The organism is Methylobacterium sp. 1A (assembly GCF_058072805.1).
Genome location: NZ_JBYQVE010000002.1, coordinates 731,007 through 750,992, shown reverse-complemented (window position 1 = coordinate 750,992; position 19,986 = coordinate 731,007). Strand labels below are relative to the sequence as shown.

The following is a 19,986-nucleotide window of genomic DNA, read 5'->3' as shown; positions in this document are numbered from 1 at the left end:
TGTCAGACCGCACTCAGGCCCATCAGCACGACGGCCATTTGCCAGCCGACCACCAGCATCGCGGCGATCCACACCACCGTCGCCACGCCGCCTGCGACCATGATCATCGTGAGGAAGCGATCCATCCAGGGACGCATGGATTGATCCTGAACCGACACTGTCTCGATGTGAGCCATGATTCACCGTCGCATCAGCCTACCGAGGCGATGTCCGCAAGCTTGGTTCCTGCGGCGGAGCACATAGCCCGCCCGCCAGTCAGGCATACAGGAGGTAGAGCACGGTCGCCGGAGCGATCACGACATTGGCTGCGCCGAGGCACACGAGAATCGTCACGGCTGTCGCATGGAGGTTCGGCCTGTTCTTGAACATCCATTCCGCAGGGAATGCGAGTACTGTGATCGGCAGCATGCAGAGGACGATCGAGATCCACAGCAGTGCGCCCGGCACGAAAATCAGGAGACCGAGCCGGCTTCTGGGCAACCACTCCGTCCGTTGATCGCGTGCAAGGATGGCTTCCGACATCTGACGCGCCGCCCCCTCTTCCAGATGGCTAATGCAACTAAAAGTGGTATATGTCGGATTAGCGTCACCTCAACGGGAAATCCCCCGGCGCCTCGGGTTCGGATTACGCAGAACCTGAGCAGCACCCGCCGTTGCGTTGCCCACCTGCCGATGGGCCTGTGAACACAGCAGGATGGCGGCGGCCGACAGGGTGACCGGTAACGCGTTCCAGCCTCAGCGGCGGCGTGCGACCCTCGCCGCGACCCAAGGTGAGGCTGGCGCGGGTCTCAGCAGCGCATCGCCGGCCTCGAACCTCGCCACCTCATGGTCCGTGCCGCCCCCGGACCTGCTCTGAAGCGGGCTGTGGACCTCCTCAACATGGAGAACGCCCGATACCCGAAGACACGGAAGACCCGCGGAAGCTGCGTACGCTGCTGGGCGCGAGGCCCGCTTCGGTGCTGAGCGGCAGACCGCTCCTTCCGCCGGCTCCGGATGCGGCAGGGCTTGGCTGACGTCCCGGCGGTCGGCCTCTCGCGAAGGACCGCGATGAGGGCGATGTCGCGAAGCGGGAGACCGGAATTTGAGCGCGCCGGCTGGCGCAGGTCGATCCTGCCAGCCTCATGCAACAATCGGAGCAATCCTGGCGACATCCAGCTTGACCATAAGGCCGCCTCGGAACAGCCGAGCTGACGGGGCCACGATGACCAAGCCGATCACCCTGACGAACCGTCTCGTCGACGCCGTCGTGACGGCCGCCATGGCGTTCAGTCTCGTCGTGCACGCCCAGGTCATGATCCTGCCGCCGCACTTCGTGTGACGGACGATCGAACGTGGAGGATGCCGAATTGTCTCACCCGCTGTCGCGCGCGTGAGAAGGGGCCGTCGGCCCCGGCTCGGCAGTGCCGAGCAGCTGATCCCTCGCGAACCCAGCAGTTTGCCACATTGAACCATCACCGTTTCATGCACGTATGCGTTGTATATGGAGCTTGGAGGTTGTGATGCAGGCATCCGAATGCTGCATCATCCGGGTATCTATCGCCGCGAGCCTCGGCTGGCTCATCGCGATTACCCTGATGTGGAAGCATGGCGTGCTGGCCGCGCTGATCGTCAGCCCCTTGTTCGGGACCGCGGCGGCGATCGCCGCCATGACCCTGTTCTGGTTCGTGAGCCTGTTCGTCTCCTGCGAACCCATCGGGCCGCGGGCGTCTGACACCAACCGGTAGCAGGATCGGAGAAGGTCGCAGCGCCGAGCCATGTGCACCGGGATCGGCACGGCGCCGGCCGGCGCCCGATCGGAGCCGGGCGCGTCGGGGCGTGTCAGGTCCGCATCCTGCGAGGAGCAGGCGCAGCTGCTAAGACGTGGCCATGAAGCGGAGACCGCCTGACCGACTCGCGACGATCGCGATCCTCGCGGTCACCGCCGCGCTCGCAGCCGTGCTCGTTGTGAGGCTTCGTGACCCCACGCCACCGCACCGTGGCCCCCTGCCCAGTGCGTCCGCCGCCAGGCGATGAAGCTCCACAGCCCGCGTTGAACAAATGCAGCGGGTGGAAGCGGAATGGCTTCTCGCATGCGCGCCGCCCGCGAAGGCGGACGTGCGTTGGCCGGTGCTTCCCCGTGCTCGGACCGGCGTTTCGCCGAGCGCGACACAGTCGGTCCTGTAGGGATCGGCTCCGCGATCTCCGCAGGTTCCGTGACCGTCCATGCGGGCGACCGGGCGGATCTCACTTCTCCCGGAACGCCCGCCGGGCTTGATCGACGAGCGGCTTGGTGAGGTAGGAAAGTACCGTTCGGTCAGCCGTGCGGATGAAGGCCTCCACGGGCATGCCGGGCATCAACTTGGCCCCGTCCAGTCGCTTCATCTCCTCCTTCGTCACGCCCAGGCGAACGAGGTAGTAGAAGCTGCCGGTCCGCTTGTCCTCGCTCACATCGGCCGCGATCCGGGTCACGCGCGCGTTGAGTTCGGGTGTCGTCCGCTGGTCGAAGCTCGGGAAGCGCAACCCCGCGGCCTGACCGGTCTGCAACCGGTCGATGTCCTGCGGCGCCACACGTACCTCCGCGACGAGGGAATCCGCGGTCGGCACGATCAGCATGATCGGCTCGCCCGGGGAGATCACACCGCCGCGGGTGTGGACCGCGAGTTCGTGCACGTAGCCGGTCTGCGGCGCGCGGATCTCGATGCGCTGCAGCTGGTCGAAGGCCGTGATCCGCTGCTCGGTCAGCGTCGCCGCCTTGGCGCGGTTCTCGGCGAGCTCCTTCGCGACGTCGCTGCGGAGATTCTGCTCGAGCTGGATGATCTGCAGCTCGGTCTCCGAGACCTTGCCCTTGGTCTGCGCGATGTTGGCGACGAGGACGCCGCGCTCGCCTTTCAGGCGGGACATGTCGCGCTGGAGGCTCGTGAGCCGGGTCAGCTGGATGAGGTTCTTCCGCCAGAGATCCTCGACGCCCTCGTACTCCCGCCCGATGATCGCGGTCTCCTGCTCCTTCGCGGCGGCCTGCTCGGACAGGCCTTTGATCTCCTCGTTCAGCTGCCCGACCCGCTCGCGGAGCTGCGCCTTCTGGCCCTGGAGCGCGTCCTGTCGGAAGCGGAACAGCTTGCGCTCGCCGTCGACGATCCGGGCCACATCCGGTCCGGCTCCCTCGAGTTCGGGGGCGATGGCGAGGCTCGCGCGGCCGTCGCGTTCGGCCTCCAGCCGGGCATTGCGCGCCGCGATCTCCCACAGGCTCTTGGTGACGCTGTCGTAGGTGGCCTTGGCGGTGGTCGCGTCCAGGCGGACCAGCAGGTCGCCCGCCTGGACGCGCGCGCCCTCCTGAACCGACAGTTCGGCGACGACGCCGCCGGTCGGATGCTGGACCTTCTTGATGTTGCTCTCGACCACCAGCGAGCCCGTGGCGATGATGGCGCCGGACAATTCCGTCGCCGCCGTCCAGGCCCCCGCGCCCGTGGCGACCACGATCACGGCGGCGACGCCGGCGACGTGCCGCCGCAAGGAGCGGCGCGTCTCGTATGTCGGATCCGTAGCCGGCCCGTCAGGCGTGCGATCCGTCGTCATGCGACCCTCGTGGGCGTCTGCCGCGTCAGGGCGTTCAGCTTCGACAGAACTTCGTCGCGCGGGCCGTGCAGCTGCACGCGCCCGTCCCCGAGGACCAGGATGCGATCGACCGCCGCCAGGGCGCTCGGCCGGTGCGCGATCACCACGACGATGCCGCCGCGGGCGCGCACGCCCTGCACGGCGGCGGACAGGGCGCGATCGCCGTCGACGTCGAGATTCGAGTTCGGCTCGTCGAGGACCACGAGGAACGGATCGCCGTACAGCGCCCGCGCGAGCGCGATCCGCTGCCGCTGACCCCCGGAGAGGCCCAGGCCGCCGGTACCGACGCGGGCGTCGTAGCCGCCCGGCAGCCGGAGCACGACCTCGTGCACGCCGGCGGCCCGGGCAGCCGCCAGCAGGGCCTCGGGGTTGGGCTCGGGATCGAAGCGCGTGATGTTCTCGGTGATCGTGCCGTCGAACATCTCGATGTCCTGCGGCAGGTAGCCGACCGCGCGCCCGAGGGCATCGGGATCCCACTGATCGATCGCCGCGCCGTCGAGGCGGATCACGCCGCGGTTCGGGCGCGCCAGCCCGACGAGGGCACGGGCGAAGGTGGACTTGCCGGAGCCGCTGGCCCCGATCACGCCGAGGGCGCTTCCGGGCGCGAGGGCGACGTTGACGTCGTGGAGCACCAGGGTGTCGGTCCCGGGCGCCGCGATCGACAGGGCCGTCACGCGCACGCTCTCCCGCGGCGCCGGGAGCGGCGTGAGGGCGGCGGGCTCCCGCCGGGGCAGGAACGCGACGAGGCGGCCCCAGGCCTGCCGGGCGCCCGAGAACGACTTCCAGTTGGCGATCGCCAGGTCGACCGGCGCGAGGGCGCGCGCGGACAGGATCGTGGCGGCCAGCATCACGCCGGCCGTCGCCTCCTCGCGCACCACGAGGAAGGCGCCCAGGCCGAGGATGCCGGATTGCAGCACCGTGCGCAGCAGGCGCGCCGTCGTGCCGAAGCCGATGGCCAGGTCGTTCCCGTACGCCGCGACGTCGAGGTTCCGCCGGGCCCGGACCTGCCAGAGCTCCGCGATGCGGGACCGCATCCCGAGCGCCGAGAGCAGCGGTGCCGTCCGGTGCGCCATGTCGGTGAAGGACCGGCGCTCACCGGTCGTTCGGACGGCCTCCTGGGTGGACGCGGACGAGGCCCAGTCCGTGAGGATTGTCAGCACGCACAGGAACAGGGCACCCCCGGCCACCGCCGCGCCGAGCCAGGGATGGAACAGGAAGCAGACCGCGACGTAGAGCGGCACCCAGGGCAGGTCGAAGAAGGCGCTGACCGCCATGCTCGACACGAAGCCGCGGACGGTGTCGAGATCGCGCAAGGCCTGGGGCCCGTCATCGCTGCGCGGCATCTCGGCGCCGCGGACCAGCAGGGTCCGGAAGATCCGCGGACCGAGGCGCTCGTCGACGAGGCGCGCGAAGCGCGCCAGGATCCGGGCACGGAAGATCTCGAAGACGCTCTGGATCACGAGCAGCATCAGCGTGATGCCGGCGAGACCGACGAGTGTCGCGATGCTCCGGCTCGGCAGCACCCGGTCGTAGACCTGCAGCATGAAGATCGGGGCCGTGAGCATCAGCAGATTGATCAGACCGCTGACGATCATCACGGTGATCAGGCACGTGCGCCCGGCCCTGACGGCGGACCAGAACTCGCGCCGCTTCGCGACACGCAACACGCGTTCATCGGTCACAGGTCGATCCCTCGGCTTGGCACGTCAGCGGAGCGGTTCGGGCCGAAGCGGGTCGGGCCCCGGCGTCGCGCAAGCCCCCGCCGCGTCGGCGGCGGGGGCCGCGTTTCACAGGCCGAGCAGGTGCAGGCCGCTCGTGGCCGTGTGGGGAGTCGGGTCCGTGTGCTGGACCTCGGTGTGGCCGCCGAGATCGATCGTGGCGACGCCGAGATCGACGCTCACGCCCTGGGCGGCGCCCGCCTCGGCCGGCGCGGCGGAGGTCCCCGACACCGCGTCCACGAGGTGGCCGACGAGGGAGTCGGCACCGCCGCCCGTCTGCGGCAGGTGGATGCTGTCGCCGCTGAGCAGGTTCGCCGTGGCCAGACTCGGCTGATCGGCGCTCACCGCGACCGCGCTCACGTCGACGGTGTGGGCCGGATCGGCGGCGGGCGTGAGCACGGCGACGTCCGCCACCGGCGTCGGGGTCGTCGGGCCCGCCGACACGTCGATCAACGGGTGGGTCTCGGCTCCCGGCTCGCCCGACGTGCCGCCGGTGAGCGTGCCGAGCAGGTTGCCGGCGGCGCTCCCCGCCCCGCCGGTCTCGCCCCCGCCCAGGACCGTGGTCACGGTCGCGACGACGCCGTCGACCGGGGAGCCCGCCTGATGGCCGTCACCGCCGGCCGCGGGAAGGATCCCCGCCACCGAGCCCACGACGCCGCCGGTCGCCTCCGTCACGGACCCGAGATCGCTCGCGACCTGCGTCACCGCGGGGCCTCCGTCGCCGTTCAGGACCGCCCCCGGCAGGTTGACGACATCGGTCACGAGGTTGCTCGACCCGCCGAGCTCCCCCAGGCCGACCGTGGTTCCGAGATTGATCACGGCGTGGAGCGGATCGTTCAGGACCGGCACATCGTGGCCGACCTGTTCCAGGGCCGCATGGACGCCGTCGATCAGCGTGTTGGCGACGTCTCCGACCGGCTGCAGCGGCGCGTACGTCCCGAGCAGCGCGCCGGCCGCGCCGGAACCCGGGCCTCCGTCCAGGCCGCCCAGGAGACCGTCGAGGGCTCCGGCACCCTGGTCCCCCGTCAAGCCGCCGAGGGCGGAGGTGACCGGTGCCAGGAGACCGCCGACCGGCAGGCCGGATCCGAGACCGCCGCCGGCCGAGTCGAGGAGGCCGGTCGCCGAGCCGACGACGCCGCCCAGCGCCCCCGCCACGTGCCCGAGGTCGTCGACGACCTGCGCCACGCCTCCGGGCGCGTTCCCGGTCAGGATCGCGCCGGGCAGGTTGATGGTGTCGGTGAGCAGGTTGTGGCTGTCGCCGAGTTCCCCCAGTCCGACCGTGTTGCCCAGCGCGATCACCGCGTGGAGCGGGTCGTTGAGGAGCGGCACGTCGTGTCCGACCTGCTCCAGCGCCCCGTGGACGGTGTCGATCAGCGTGTTGGCGACAGCGCCCACCGGCTGCAGCGGCGCGTTCGGCCCGAGCAGGGCGCCGGTTCCGTCCGGAGCGCCGCCGGTCACGGTGCCGAGCAGGCCATCCACCGCGGCGGTGACGGGGGTGAGGAGACTGCCCGCGCCCGGCGCGCCCGCTCCCCCCAGGTCGCCGACGATGCCGGTGACGCCGCCGAGCAGTCCGCCGGCCGCACCGGCCACCGCGCCGACATCGCCGAGGATCGGGGACAATGCGCCGAGCCCCTGGCCGCCCAGCAGGGCACCGGGCAGGGCCGCGGCGTCGGTCAGCAGGTTTCCGCCCTCGCCCAGATGGCCGAGTCCGAGGGTCTCGCCGAGATTGGTCAGGCCGTGGACAGCGCCGTTCAGCAGCGGGACCTCGTGCCCGAGATTCTCGAGGGTCATGTGGACGTCGAGGACGGCGGTGTTCGCGAGGTTCGCGACCGGGGCGAGAAGGCCGCCCGACGCGAGCAGCCCGCCGGCCGTCGCGGCCCCGGTGACGGAGGTGATCAGCGTGTCGGTCGCTTCGAGGATGGAACCGAGATCCGCGAGGACCGGCGTGGCCGAGCCGAGGCCGCCGCCAGTGAGGAGCGATCCCGGCACGGCGAGCGTGTCGGTCAGGAGATTGCCCGCCTCGCCGATGCGACCGAGGCCGACCGTCTCGCCGAGGCCCGTGAGGGCGTGGATCGGCGCGTTGAGCACGGGGACCTGATGGCCGACATCCTCCAGCGTCGTGTGCAGGTCGAGGACGGCTTGGTTGGGAATCCCCACCGCCGGCGCGAGCGTGCCGCCGGAGCCGACAAGGCCGTTGCCGGCCACGGGCAGGGCCGTGACAGTATTCAGCAAGGTTCCGGTAGCCTCGGCGACCTGCCCCGCATCGTTCAACACCGGGACGACGCTGCCGGCATCGGTCGGGTTGGCGACGGCGCCCGTCAGGTCCGTGATCAGGTTGCCGGCCTCGCCGATATGACCGAGCCCGACCGTCTCGCCGAGATTGGTCAGACCGTGGAGCGGGCCGTTCAGCGCCGCGACCTGATGACCCGCGTTCTCGAGCTGCGCATGGGTGTCGAGGACGATCTGGTTCGCGGTATCGGCCAGCGCGCCGGGAAGCAGTGATCCGCCCTCGTCCGCCGCACCGACGTCGACGGCACTCTCGATGAGCGAGGTAATCGGACCGAGACTCGTCAATTGGCCGGTCGACAGTGCGGTGGAAGACAGTAGCGCGCTGGACCCGACCAGCCACTCAAGCGAGCGTGACGACGGGTTGAGCGCGGCGAGAGGGGACGACGACATGGGCACCTCCGGTTTTGATGCGTAACCGGCAGTACAATTATGGGTTGCAGACCCGAGCGTCGGTAAAGAATACCGAGCCTGCGGCCTGCCGTTGCTGCGTGCGGCCGGGCACGACACCGCCGAGGGAGGAGGTCCAACCGCGTCGCGCTTCGGTCGCGGACAGCAATATGCGTCGCCGAAATGACGTGCTCGACTATCATTTGTATTAGTGTTGCGTGTATAAAATCAGCCAGAATGGCAATGTTCGTTGTAATCCTAAAATCATCGGAGGATGATGGGGAATATATTTCCAAACATTCGCTGTCGATCGGCTCCTCCGTATCGATCTGCTCGGATCGACGGCGGCATCCCGCGCGTCGTGCCATCGACCAGACGGTGCCCGGCAATCATCGTCGGAACCCAGGCGCCCTGTTTTCCGATGCAGCTTATGATTGTAACGTGCGGCGCGGCCACTTCAGTGCGTGGCACGAATGGGCAGGTGATCCGTGGCCATTGATCCGAGGAATCTCGCCCAGACGGCGACACTCACCTACAGCCAGGACTTCGACACGCTGCCGCTCTGGGACGGCACTTCGGGTCTCGACACGTCCGGCGGCCCGCAGTGGAGCATCCACGTCACGTCGACCGGGACGCGGCCCTTCAATCAGGAGCAGCAATGGTATGTCCGCGCCGATCAACCCGACGGCAGCGCGCTCCCGAACCCGTTCCGCGTCCACGACGGCATCCTCACCATCACCGCCGCGCCGTCGGATCCGTCTCTGCTCCAGGACCTGGGGGATCAGCCCTACACGTCGGGAATGGTCAATACCTTCCACAGTTTCAGCCAGACCTACGGCTATTTCGAGATGCGGGCCGAACTGCCGGCCGGTCAGGGCTTCTGGCCGGCGTTCTGGCTGCTCCCGGCGGACGGTTCCTGGCCGCCCGAGATCGACGTGATGGAGATGCTCGGGCACGATCCCGGCACGCTCTACACCACGGTGCACAGCCTGGCGCCCGGCCAGACACCCGGCAACCACACGATGAGCCAGGGGATCTCCGCAGTCGCCGACATGAGCGGCGGCTACCACACCTACGGCGTTGACTGGCAACCGGACACGCTGACCTTCTACTTCGACGGACAGGAGATCTATCGTACGCCGACGCCGGCCGGTCTGGACAAGCCCATGTACATGATCGCGAATCTCGCCGTCGGCGGCTCTTGGCCGGGCGACGCCGACGCGTCGACGCCATTTCCCGCGCAGATGAATATTGACTACATGCGGGCTTATCAGGCCAGTCCGGGTGCCGCGGCGCTTGAGCCGGTTTTTCACTTCTACGATGCCGCCTCAGGACGGCATTTCTACACGGCAAGCGCCGCAGAACGCGCGCAGCTTGAGAGCACCCCGTCGGGCTACGCCTATCAGGGCGTCGGCTGGGCCGCGCCAGTGTCGTCGTCTGCCACGGCTGACGTCTTTCGATTCACCAACCCGACGACCGGCGACCACTTCTACACGACCAGCACCGCGGAGCGCGACGGGCTTCTCTCGGACGGTTCCGGCTACAACTACGACGGTGTTGCGTTCGACGCCTACGCGAGTTCGACCGCCGCGGGATCGCATGCGTTGACCGTCGAGCGGTTCGTCAACACCGAGAGCGGACAGCACTACTACGCGTCCAGCGCCGATGAGATCAGCTACATCGAGCAAGGTCACGCCGGAAGCGGCTGGATTGATGAGGGTCATGCCTTCACGTTGCATGCTCCGACTGCGAACATGTTCGGCATGTAACGGTCTTTCCGGAAGACCTGCTCCGAGGCAGCCAGTCCCACTTCTCGTCTCGACCGGGCCGCTTCCCGCCCGTCGGCACGGGCGGTTCGGTCCCTCGACTGCTCCACTAGGGTCGCGTTCTCGGCGCCTGTCCGCCCACCCTGAGGCTCGCAGGCCGCGGTGCGGCGACAGGGACGCGATCAGAAGCTGTACCCGACGCGCAACCGCATCTGATGGCGGTCGAAGCTCGACAGGTCGAGCGGGCCGGGCTCGCCCGTGGCCTGGCCGGCGACCTGGAAGCTCCAGGTGAACGAGGCCCAGGCCTGTGGTGACAGGGTCATGTAGGCGGTCGGTCCGAGATACACGGCCTCGCCCGCGAACCGGTCGAGCGCCAAGCCGTCGTAGGTCCGGGCATAGCGTGCCTCGCCGCCGAGGAAGAGGCCGGGCCGGACGCAGTAGGCCAGCGCCCCCGCCACCTCGATCCCCGATCCGCGCACGGGCGCGTCCATCACGGTCAGCCGCGTCGTCGCGAGCGCGAAGCCGACATTGACGGCGGCGATCAGCTTGCCGGGGATGATCTCGCGATCCGCCAGCAGGCCGATCTCGGTGGCGAAGCTGCGCGCCGGCACGCCCGTCCCGCCGTCGACGGTCCCGTAGCCCGGCACGATGTTGAGGGTCAGGCCGAAGGGGGCCGTCCGGCGATCCATCAGGCGCACCCGGGTCTCGAGGAAGCCGCCGTTGAAGCCGCCCGTGGTCCGGGCCGGGGTGCCCGGCGCGCCGATGTCGTAGGCGTTGAAGGTGACGCCCGGGGCCAGGCGGAAATCGTTGGTCAGCGGCACCTTCAGGGCCAGGGAACTGTCCACGGTCAGGAAGCGGGCGACGCGCCGGCCGAGTCGCCCGCTCGTCTCCCATTCCAGCTCCGCCTCCCCGGGAACGCCGAGGTCGCTCCCCTCGGTGAAGCCGAACAGATGCTCGCTGTCGAGGTCGCCCGGCGTCAGGTTCTCGGCGGCGGTGGGCAGGGACTGGGCCAGGGCCGGCCCGAGCGCTGCGGCCACCCAGAGCGCCGCGGCCAACCCGAGCGCCGCGGCGAGGCCGCACAGGACCGATCCCGGAGCCGAGAGGCGACGCGGAGCGCCGGTGTGCGTCATAGCCCTGACCCATCATTATAGCTAATGCTATATCTAATAGGGTGGGCGATGTAAGGCCGTCAACGGTCGAGCATGCCGGACGCGTGGTCTCCGAAAGTCCGGTCGCGGATCCGGCGCCGCGCGTCGGAGGGAACGGCGTCGCGCGGTGACGGCGGCGCGGGGCGTGAACCGCTGGGCGCGGAGCGGAACCGCGCCGCGTCCGCGCTCCGGCTCACGCCGGTCCGGTCTCGGGGGTTGTCCCGGCCGGGGGCGGGGACGCGACGGGCCCGGGCTGCCCCCGGCGCGCGCGGCGCTCCTCGATCCGCTGCAGGATCACGTAGAAGGACGGAACGAACAGGACCGCCAGGCAGGTCGAGGCGAGCATGCCGCTGAACACCGTGATGCCGATCGACTTGCGCGCCGCGGCACCGGCCCCGGAGGCGGTGACGAGGGGCAGCACGCCGAGGATGAAGGCGAACGAGGTCATCAGGATCGGCCGGAAGCGCAGCCGCGCCGCCTCCACGGCGGCGGCCGCGATGTCGAGTCCGGCCTGCCGCTTCTCGCGGGCGACCTCGACGATCAGGATGGCGTTCTTGCTCGCCAGCGCGATCAGCAGGATCAGGCCGATCTGCGTGTATAGGTTGTTGGCGACGCCGAGCAGCAGCAGCGCCCCGACCGTGCCCAGCAGCGCCAGCGGCACGCCGAGCAGGACCGCCAGCGGCAGGATCCAGCTCTCGTACTGGCCGGCCAGGACCAGGTAGACGAGGAGGATGGCGAGGGCGAACACGAGGTAGATCTGCGCGCCGACCGCCTTCTCCTGGTACGACATCGCTGTCCAGTCGTAGCCCGTGCCCGGCGGCAGAACCTTGGCGGCGATCTGCTGCATCAGGTCCAGCGCCTGCCCGGAGCTGAAGCCCGGCGCCGCCCCGCCCACGATCGTCGCCGTCGGGTAGAGGTTGTACAGGCTGATCAGGGACGGCCCCTGCACCGTCTTGATCTCCACGACGGTGCCGAGGGGCACCATCACGCCGTTGCCGGCGCGCACCTTCAGGTTCTCGACGTCCTCGGGGCGGAGCCGGTAATCGGGTGCGGCCTGCACGTAGACCTGGAAGGTCCGGCCGAACTTGTTGAACTGCGTGACGTAGGACGACCCGACGTAGCTCGACAGCGTCGAGAAGACCTGCCCGACCGTCACTCCGAGCGCCTCGGCCTTGACCCGGTCCACCGCGATCGCGATCTGCGGCACGCCGGCCCGGAACGAGGTGTTGAGCTTCCGCAGCCCGGATTGCGAGTTCCCGTCGGCGACGACCGTCTGGGCGAGGCTCTCCAGCAGGGGGTAGTCGAAGTCGCCGTTGCGCAGCTCGATCTGCATGGTGAAGCCGCTGGCGTTGCCGATGCCCTGGATCGGCGGCGGGATCAGCACGAAGGTGTCGGCGTCCTCGACGCCCGCCAGCATCGTGTTGAAGCGCTCGTAGAGGCTGCGCAGATCCTGGCCCTTCTCCTTGGCCCGGACATCCCAGTTCTTGAGAACCACGTAGGCGACGCCGGCATTGGGCAGGCTGGCGCTGGAATCGAGGACCGAGATCCCGCTGATCGAGAGGACGTTGTCGACGCCGGGCGTCGCCTTCGCCTGGGCGCTGATCCGCTGCATCACCGCGTCGGTGCGCTCCTTCGAGGCCCCGTCCGGCAGCTGCGCCCCGATGAGGACGTAGCCCTGATCCTCGGTGGGCAGGAAGGCGGTCGGCAGGCGGGTCAGCCCCCATCCGGCGAGCCCGATCAGCAGGAGCGCCACGGCGACCATGAGGCCGCTGCGCCGGACCATGGTGGCGATCAGCCGGGCGTACCAGCCCTCGAGGACCCCGTAGACGCGGTTGAAGCCGCGGTAGAACACGTTCCGCTTCTCCGGCGGCACCGGCTTGCGCAGCCACAGGGCGCACTGGGTCGGCTTCAGGGTGGCGGCATTGATCGCGCTGATCAGCGCGGTGGCGGCGATCACCAGGGCGAACTGCTTGTAGAGCTGCCCGGTCAGGCCGGGCAGGAACGCGGCCGGCACGAACACCGACATGAGCACCAGGGTGATGCCGATGATCGGGCCGAACAGCTCCTCCATCGCCTTCTCGGCCGCCGCCCGGGGCGAGAGGCCCTCGTCGATGTGGTGGGAGACCCCCTCGACGATCACGATGGCGTCGTCCACCACGATGCCGATGGCCAGCACGATCGCGAACAGCGTCGAGAGGTTCACGCTGAAGCCCATCGCTGCCATGGCGGCGAAGGCGCCGATGATCGTCACCGGCACCGTCGTCGCCGGCACCAGCATGGCGCGCCAGTCCTGGACGAAGACCAGGATGACGATCAGGACCAGGACGGCCGCCTCGAACAGCGTCATGTAGACCTCGTGGATCGAGGCCTGCACGAACTCCGTCGTGTCGAACGGGATGGCGTAGACGAGGCCCGACGGGAAGGTCTTCGCGAGCTCGGCCATCCGGGTGCGGACCGCGTTCGCCACCGTCAGCGCGTTCGCCTCGGGCAGCTGGTAGATGCCGATGCCGGCGGCGGGCTGCCCGTTCAGCGTGAACGACTGGCTGTAGGTCTGCGCGCCGAGCTCGACGCGGCCGACGTCGCGCAGGCGGGTGATGCGGCCGCCGTCCTGCGCGTCCGCCTTGACGACGATGTTCTCGAAGTCCGGGGCGTTGTTGAGCCGCCCGTTGACGTTGAGCGTGTACTGGAAGTCCTGGCCTGCCGGGACCGGCGGCATCCCCACGGCGCCCGCAGTGACCTCCTGGCTCTGCTGCTGCACGATGTTGATGATGGCGTCGGGGGTGAGGCCCCGGGCCTGCACCAGGTCGGGATCCAGCCAGATCCGCATCGCGTACTGGCCGGCGCCGAAGACCGTGACGTTGCCGACGCCGGGCAGCCGGGCCAGCTCGTTCTGCACGTTAATGACGCCGTAATTCGACAGGAACAGGCTGTCGAATTTCCCGTCGCTGGCCGACAGCGTGACGAATTGCAGGACCGCGGTGGATTTCTTCTGGGTCGTGACGCCCTGGACCTGGACCGCCTGCGGCAGCGACGACATCGCGATCGCGACCCGGTTCTGCACCAGCACCTGGGCCTGATCGCCGTCCGTCCCGATCGCGAAGGTGACCGTGAGGGTGTAGGTGCCGTCGCTCGCGCTGGTCGACTGCATGTAGAGCATGCCCTCGACGCCGTTGACCTGCTGCTCGATCGGGAGCGCCACCGTGTCGACCACCGTGCGGGCGCTCGCACCCGGGTAGCGGGTGGTGACCTGGACCGTCGGCGGCACGACGTTGGGATACTGCGACACCGGCAGGTTGAAGAGCGACACCGCGCCGATCAGCACCATGACCAGGGCCAGCACGTTGGCCAGGACCGGCCGCTCGATGAAGAAGCGCGAGATCATGCCGTGGGTCCTCGGTGCCGGCGTCTCAGGGGCGGCCCGCCGCCAGGGCGGGACGCGGGGTGGCGGAGATCACTGTCCGATCGTCGGGCGTGTCGGCCTCGTCGGCAGCGCCGGGACTTCCGGACGACGGCTCACCGCGGGAGTGGCGCCGGGTCGGGCAAGGCTTCGGCCACCGCCACCTTCTGGGGCGCGACCTTCGCCCCGGGGATTGCCCGCTGGATGCCGTCCGTGACGACCCAGTCGCCGGGTGCGAGCCCGGTCTCGATCACCCGGTAGCGCCCGTCCCGGGGCCCGAGCGTCACCACCCGCTGCGAGACCGTGTCGTCGGCGCCGACCGTGAGCACGTAGCTGCCCTGCTGGTTCGTCCCGATGGCGTCGTCGCGCACCAGCAGGGCCTTGTCCTGGCGCCCGACCGGGACCCGGACCCGAACGAACAGGCCCGGGAGGAGCGCGTGGTCGCCGTTCTCGATGAGCGCCCGCGCCATCAGCGTGCCGGTGGACGGGTCGACCTGCGGCGCGAGGTAGTCGAGCTTGCCGACATGCGGATAGCCGGTCTCGGTCTGCAGGCCGATCTCCACCGGGATCTTGGACAGGTCGCCCAACGTCCGATGCGTCGCGAGCAGGTGCTCCTTGACCAGCAGCACCTGCTGCTCGCTGATGTTGAAGTAGACGTAGAGCGGATCGATGCGCACGAGCTGCGCCAGCTTGGTCGGTCCGCTGATGCCGACGAGCGCCCCGACATCCGCGAGGTGGTTGGTGACCACGCCGTCGAACGGTGCGGAGACCTGCGTGTAGCCGAGATTGATGGCGGCGATGTCGAGGTTGGCCTGCGCCTCCATGACGGCGGCGCTGGCTTGGTCCTGCTTGGTCTTCGCGTCCTCGACGCGCGCCTGCGAGGCGAATTCCTGCCGGCCCAGCGTGGACTGGCGCTGATACTCGGACTGGGCATTCGCCAGGGCGGCCTGCTGCGCCGCCAGGGCGCCCTGCGCCTGCTTGAGCTGCGCCTCGTAGGTGTTGCGTTGGATCGAGAAGAGCGGCGTGCCCTTCTTCACGACGGCGCCGTCCTTGTAGGTGATCGCCTCTAGGAAGCCCTGGACCCGTGCCTCGAGCTCGACGGCCGCGAACGCCTTGGTGTTGCCGGTGAGTTCGAAGTAGCGCGTGACCGTGCGCACGAGCGGTTGCGCGACCGAGACCGTCGGCGGCGGTGGGGGAACGTACTGGTTCGCATCGCGGCAACCGGCGGCGAGGCCCGCGATGGCCGCCAAGGCGAGGAGACGGAGGGATCCAGGAAGCTGCAGCACGATCGGCACGGTCGACCCTCAACGTGAGAGCGTTACGGGACGGTCTTCGGTCTCGGTCCTGACGTGGCTACTGATCGTCCTCGGCCTTGGCTTCCCGGGCGAGGGTCAGGCACTCCAGCAGATCGACGTAGCTGGGCAGGCCGTCGAGCTGGGCCTCCGCCGCGCAGCGCGTCCGGTCGACCGCCGGGAAGCTGGACCACTTCTTCGCCACCTCGGCACGGGCCGACCCCTCGTCCTGGAGGCAGAGCTTCTGCCGAACGGGATCGAGGGTCATCGCCGTCGTCGCCGCTCGGCAGCTGCCGTGAACGTCGAAGACCGGCATCTTGTCCGAGACCGGCGTCGTCAACGCCAGCTCCAACAGCAAGGCGGGGACAGCAAACATCATGATCGGCACACCCGCGCGTCGCGTCGACCGGACGGTCCGGTCGATCCTTGTTCTGGCGGCCCCGCACGGTTGCCGTGCCCTGCAGCAATACAGGTTCGATACTCAAGACCGGCCCGATTCGGTCGCCTATCCTGTATCGATAGCATATGTCGCGGTTAAGTTGTTGCAACAAAAATCGTTATCAACCACGGCGCACTACCTAAAGCGGTGGCGTCCGGCAGAGCGACCGTATGATTTCTGTAATGTCTGCCAAGTGAGTAAGATAGAATGAAAAATTGGAACGTTTGCTAAAATAATGAGAGCTTTCCCGCGTAATAGGTCGATTGAGCGAGTACGCAGGGCAACTGTACGATCGCTCGGGCCGCGGGCGCCGGCGCCAGCCTGGCGCTGTCCGTCGCGCCCGGCGCGGCCAGTGGCTCCGGCTCCGGGACAGGCCGAAGCGCTGACGGTGTCCGTCATGCCGGCCGGCGAGACCGTTTCGATCGGTGCGGCGGGCCCCGGCCGCGCCGCGGCCGGGGCCCCACCCGCCTACTTGTCGAGGGCGTTCTCGACGGCGTCCTTGGCCTTGCCGCGCTCCTGCTGGGCCTGGCCCCGGAGCTTCTGGTCGCGCCCCTCGGCCTTCAGCGCCTCGTCGTCCGTCAGGTTGCCGACGCCGCGCTTGGCGCCGCCGACCGCCTCGTTGGCGAGGCCCTTGAGCCGGTCGACCGCGCCCGCCGTCGTCGGCGTGTCGTCGGCCAGCGCCGGGCCTGCGAGGGCGAGGCCGAGGAGGGCGCCACGAAGCGCCGTCTTGCGGGTGCTGCTCATCCGGTTCTCCCGAGAGGTTCGAGGGAGCGCGGTCTGACCGACCGTCCGCGCCGGCGCAATGACGCACACGTACCGGATCGCCGGACCGGCAACCGGTACGGCACCGGTCCGCCGGTTCGGGCGTGTCCCGTGGCGCGGACGGCCCTGCGCGGCCGAGATCCCGGCGCGGGGCCGGTCAGGCGGCGGACCGGAACGCCGCGCGCCCGTTGCGGAGGATCGAGATCAGCGCACCGACGAGGCCGGCCAGGATCACCCCGTCGATCGTCAGGAGGGTGATCGCCCGGTTCCACAGCCGGTCGAGGCCGAGATCGGTGGTGACGGACTCGGGATGCGCCGGGTCGGCCATCACGCCGATCGTGTAGTCGCCCGCGTGCAGGCCGGTGAACACGTAGTTCACCCGGCGGGTCACGCTGCCCTGGGGCGTCCGCAGCGAGAGCGTCGCGTCGCAGATGTGGAACACGAGCTTGGTGCTGCACTTGCCGTCGCTCACGCGGGCGTTCGGGACGGGCCGGGCGGCCTCGCGGACCTGCCAATCCGAGATCAGCACGGGCGCCGTGTAGACGGCGCTGGCTGCCAGGAGGCCGCCGAACAGCACGAAGCCGAACAGCACGCCCAGGATGACGGTCCAGCTCGCGCGGTCGGGCGGCAGGCGCAGGGTCTCGGCGGTCTCGGGCTTGGCGGGCGATCCCATGCGATCCTCAAGCAGGCAGGGCTTCGGGAGAGGGGGTGTGGGCGGCGACGGTCGCGCGCGCGGCGCGCTCGGCCAGGGCGCGGCGGGCGTGGTGCGCGGCCTGGTAGCGGGCGATCAGGTCGGCGAAATCCTGCGGCTTCATCCCGCGCGGCAGTCCGACCGTGAGGGTCACGATGCGGCGCTTCGCGTCGAGCTTCACGGGGTGCCGCCCCGGGGCCCGCTCCGGCCAGTCCGCGCCCGGCGGCAGCAGCAGGCGGGTGACGATGCCGGCGCGGCTCAGCGACATGTCGAGATCGGCGACGGCCTCCCAGGGGATCACCCTGTCGAGACCGGGCGCCGTCAGCCCCGCGGGGCTCAGGATCAGGGCGATCGGCTCGCCCCGCGACAGGACGAAGGCGCCCGCCCCGCCGAAGGCGGCCGCGAGGGCCAGGGCCACGGCCGCCACGATACGGGCCTCGTAGGGCGACAGCCCCGGGACGCGGAGCAGCACGAGCGCGAGCGCGGCGGCGGCGAAGAGGCCGGCGCTGGCGGCCAGCGCGAGGCCGCGGGCGCGGTGGCTGGCGCGCAGCACCCGTTCCTCGGTTCCGACGTCCGCGGCGGTCGCCTCCAGATGCGCGCGGGCGGCGGCCTCCCGCGCGCGGACCGCGTCGAGGAAGTCCCGCGTCGCGGTCCGGCACAGGCCGGCCGGGTCGGCGAAGTAGGCGGCGAGCTGGTCGCGGGCCCGGGCCGGCGGCGCGGTTCCGGCCGCGGCCAGCAGGTCCGCGTCGATCGCCAGCCCGAGGGCGGCGACGCGGTCGCGGGTCGGCGGGTGGGTGTCGGTCGGGTGGGCCTGCTCGTCCTCGAGGCGCGCCGCGGGATCCTCGAGGCCGCGCGCGATCGCGCCGTCGAACGCCGCCGCCACGAGGTCGGCGGCGGCCGTCTCCGGCGCGTCGGTCGCGGCGTTCAGGGTCTCGACGACGCGCGGGCGCGCGGCGCCGTAGCGCAGGAGCGCCCGGGCCGAGGCGTCGGGGGAGGTCACGGCGGCGCCGGCCGCGTCGGCCGCGAACTCGCGCACCCGGCTCCAGTGGCGCACGGCGAGGTGGAACTGCTCCATCACGAACAGGCCGAGGCGGATCGACGGCCCGAGCACGCCGAGCGCGCCGCGCTCGCGCTCGGCCATCGCGTCGAGGGAGCGCCCGACGCCCGCGTAGATCGGCAGGAAGCGCTGGCTGTAGGCGGTGTCGCCGCCGGCGTAGTGGGCGAGTTCGTGCCCGAGGATCGCCGCCGTCTCGTCGACGCGCAGCAGGGCGAGATAGGGCAGGGGCACGTAGAGGATCCGGCCGTCGAGCCGCGCGCCGCCGGGCTCGAGCACGGCCGGGCCGGCGCTGACGAAGAAGCCCTCGGTGAGGCCGACGACCAGGGCCTCGGGCTTCAGCGCGCCCATCCGGTCGGCGAGCGCCTCGACGAGGCGCCAGAGACCCGGCGCCTCGGCCGGCGCGATCCGCCGCCCGAGGATCGGCAGCGGGTCGGGCGCGAAGGCGACGAGGGCCCGGCGCAGGCCGATCAGGGCGCCGCACGCGGCGAGGATCGTGGCGCCGACCGCGCCGGCCGCGATCGCCAGGAGCTTCACGCCGCCGCCGCTGAGGCCGCCGTCGACGAGCAGCCCGGCCTCGAACAGGACCACCGCGACGAGGCCGACGGTCGCCGCCACGATCTGGGCGGCGAGGGCGGGCGGAAGCAGCCGCCGCACCAGCGAGAAGCCGCGGACCAGGGCGTCGCGCGACCCGCGTCCCAGCTGCCCGAGCAGGCCGCCGACGAGCAGAACGAGCACGGAGAGCGCCGCCGCGATTCCGCCGCCCGCGACCGCGACCGCCGGCAGCCTGCGCCGCCAGTCCATCACGGCGGCGAGGGTCCCCGCGTGGTCGCGGATCTCGCGGGCCTTCACCGCGGCGTAGGGGCCGCCGTAGAGGCGGCCGTCGTGCCGGAACTGCAGGCTGAAATCGGGGCGCCCGTCCCGCGGAGACCGCGCCTCCAGATCCGCCACGACCGCGCCGAGGCGGTCGCGCTCGGCCGCGAAGGCCCGCCAGTCGTCGAGGCCGCGCTGGCCCTGCCAGAGCCCGATCAGCAGGATCGCGAGCGGCAGCAGCACGGTCGCTGCCAGGAGCCCGGCGAGGGCGCGCGGTCGCGAGCGGTCGCGCGGGGGCGCTGCTTCGGCGATGGTCGGCTCCTGATGGCGAGACGCCGGCGCGGCAGGGCGGGCGCGGCAGGATTGCGGTCGGGTCGGCGTCCCGGTATCGAGCCGGCGCAGCGAACAGTCTCGGTCCAGGAGGCTATAGATGCGGTCGAGCTACAGCTTCCGAGCGACAAAGATTGGGCGCAACCGGATCGATAACCGATTCGACGGCCGGTTTTCTAACCGGCCGAACGGCCACGTCAACCGAATGCTGCGGTCCGGCCTCCGAGGGCTCCGGGCGCGGCGCGCCTTGCCCGGCCGGTGCGCCCGCCCCACTCTGGGCGCGCCCGCTTCCGCGCTCGCGCGCCCGGC

General features: G+C 70.4%; 14 protein-coding genes. 2 read left to right on the top strand and 12 right to left on the bottom strand.

The genetic code is table 11. From position 1 onward, the window contains the following. Positions 1 to 2: 2 nt before the first annotated feature. Both ACX9MN_RS23840 and ACX9MN_RS23835 read right to left on the bottom strand, forming a co-directional pair. Complete coding sequence (locus ACX9MN_RS23840) at positions 3 to 176, bottom strand: hypothetical protein (protein WP_165923179.1); 174 nt, start codon at positions 174 to 176, stop codon at positions 3 to 5. A 79-nt stretch (positions 177 to 255) separates the two neighbouring features. After that, entirely contained in the window at positions 256 to 522 is a 267-nt protein-coding gene (locus ACX9MN_RS23835; RefSeq protein WP_056532273.1) for a hypothetical protein, read from the bottom strand. Positions 523 to 1,499: 977 nt separating this feature from the next. Between ACX9MN_RS23835 and ACX9MN_RS23830 the strand changes: the two genes are divergently transcribed. Further along, a complete protein-coding gene (locus ACX9MN_RS23830; RefSeq protein ID WP_020091090.1) occupies positions 1,500 to 1,724 on the top strand; it encodes a hypothetical protein in 225 nt (74 codons plus the stop codon). Between the two features lie 499 nt (positions 1,725 to 2,223). Here the strand turns inward: ACX9MN_RS23830 and ACX9MN_RS23825 are convergent, their stop codons facing one another. The 3 genes from ACX9MN_RS23825 to ACX9MN_RS23815 form a co-directional block, all read right to left on the bottom strand. Next, positions 2,224 to 3,552 (bottom strand): HlyD family type I secretion periplasmic adaptor subunit, encoded by a 1,329-nt coding sequence (locus ACX9MN_RS23825; RefSeq protein WP_132368515.1) that lies wholly within the window; start codon positions 3,550 to 3,552, stop codon positions 2,224 to 2,226. Continuing rightward, positions 3,549 to 5,273 (bottom strand): type I secretion system permease/ATPase, encoded by a 1,725-nt coding sequence (locus tag ACX9MN_RS23820; RefSeq protein ID WP_489725630.1) that lies wholly within the window; start codon positions 5,271 to 5,273, stop codon positions 3,549 to 3,551. The genes ACX9MN_RS23825 and ACX9MN_RS23820 overlap by 4 nt, the downstream gene beginning before the upstream one ends. 105 nt (positions 5,274 to 5,378) lie before the next feature. Then, positions 5,379 to 7,988: a beta strand repeat-containing protein gene (locus ACX9MN_RS23815; RefSeq protein WP_489725629.1), complete on the bottom strand. Its 2,610-nt coding sequence runs from the start codon at positions 7,986 to 7,988 to the stop codon at positions 5,379 to 5,381. A 485-nt stretch (positions 7,989 to 8,473) separates the two neighbouring features. Between ACX9MN_RS23815 and ACX9MN_RS23810 the strand changes: the two genes are divergently transcribed. After that, on the top strand, positions 8,474 to 9,754 hold the full coding sequence (locus ACX9MN_RS23810; RefSeq protein ID WP_489725628.1) for a family 16 glycosylhydrolase: 1,281 nt from the start codon (positions 8,474 to 8,476) through the stop codon (positions 9,752 to 9,754). Positions 9,755 to 9,933: 179 nt separating this feature from the next. On the opposite strand, the gene ACX9MN_RS23805 is transcribed toward ACX9MN_RS23810, so the two are convergent. The 7 genes from ACX9MN_RS23805 to ACX9MN_RS23775 all read right to left on the bottom strand — a co-directional run bounded on the left by ACX9MN_RS23805 (position 9,934) and on the right by ACX9MN_RS23775 (position 19,590). Further along, a complete protein-coding gene (locus tag ACX9MN_RS23805; protein ID WP_489725627.1) occupies positions 9,934 to 10,881 on the bottom strand; it encodes a DUF6662 family protein in 948 nt (315 codons plus the stop codon). Positions 10,882 to 11,092: 211 nt separating this feature from the next. After that, a complete protein-coding gene (locus ACX9MN_RS23800; RefSeq protein ID WP_489725626.1) occupies positions 11,093 to 14,281 on the bottom strand; it encodes an efflux RND transporter permease subunit in 3,189 nt (1,062 codons plus the stop codon). A 131-nt stretch (positions 14,282 to 14,412) separates the two neighbouring features. Then, a complete protein-coding gene (locus ACX9MN_RS23795; RefSeq protein ID WP_489726352.1) occupies positions 14,413 to 15,585 on the bottom strand; it encodes an efflux RND transporter periplasmic adaptor subunit in 1,173 nt (390 codons plus the stop codon). 64 nt (positions 15,586 to 15,649) lie between these two features. After that, positions 15,650 to 15,967: a hypothetical protein gene (locus tag ACX9MN_RS23790; protein ID WP_246757419.1), complete on the bottom strand. Its 318-nt coding sequence runs from the start codon at positions 15,965 to 15,967 to the stop codon at positions 15,650 to 15,652. Positions 15,968 to 16,495: 528 nt separating this feature from the next. After that, the gene (locus ACX9MN_RS23785; RefSeq protein WP_020091080.1) at positions 16,496 to 16,771 is read right to left on the bottom strand and encodes a CsbD family protein; all 276 of its coding nucleotides are present in this window, start codon (positions 16,769 to 16,771) and stop codon (positions 16,496 to 16,498) included. Between the two features lie 175 nt (positions 16,772 to 16,946). Beyond that, on the bottom strand, positions 16,947 to 17,462 hold the full coding sequence (locus ACX9MN_RS23780; RefSeq protein ID WP_091927770.1) for a hypothetical protein: 516 nt from the start codon (positions 17,460 to 17,462) through the stop codon (positions 16,947 to 16,949). 7 nt (positions 17,463 to 17,469) lie between these two features. Further along, positions 17,470 to 19,590 (bottom strand): M48 family metalloprotease, encoded by a 2,121-nt coding sequence (locus ACX9MN_RS23775; RefSeq protein ID WP_489725625.1) that lies wholly within the window; start codon positions 19,588 to 19,590, stop codon positions 17,470 to 17,472. Positions 19,591 to 19,986: the final 396 nt, after the last annotated feature.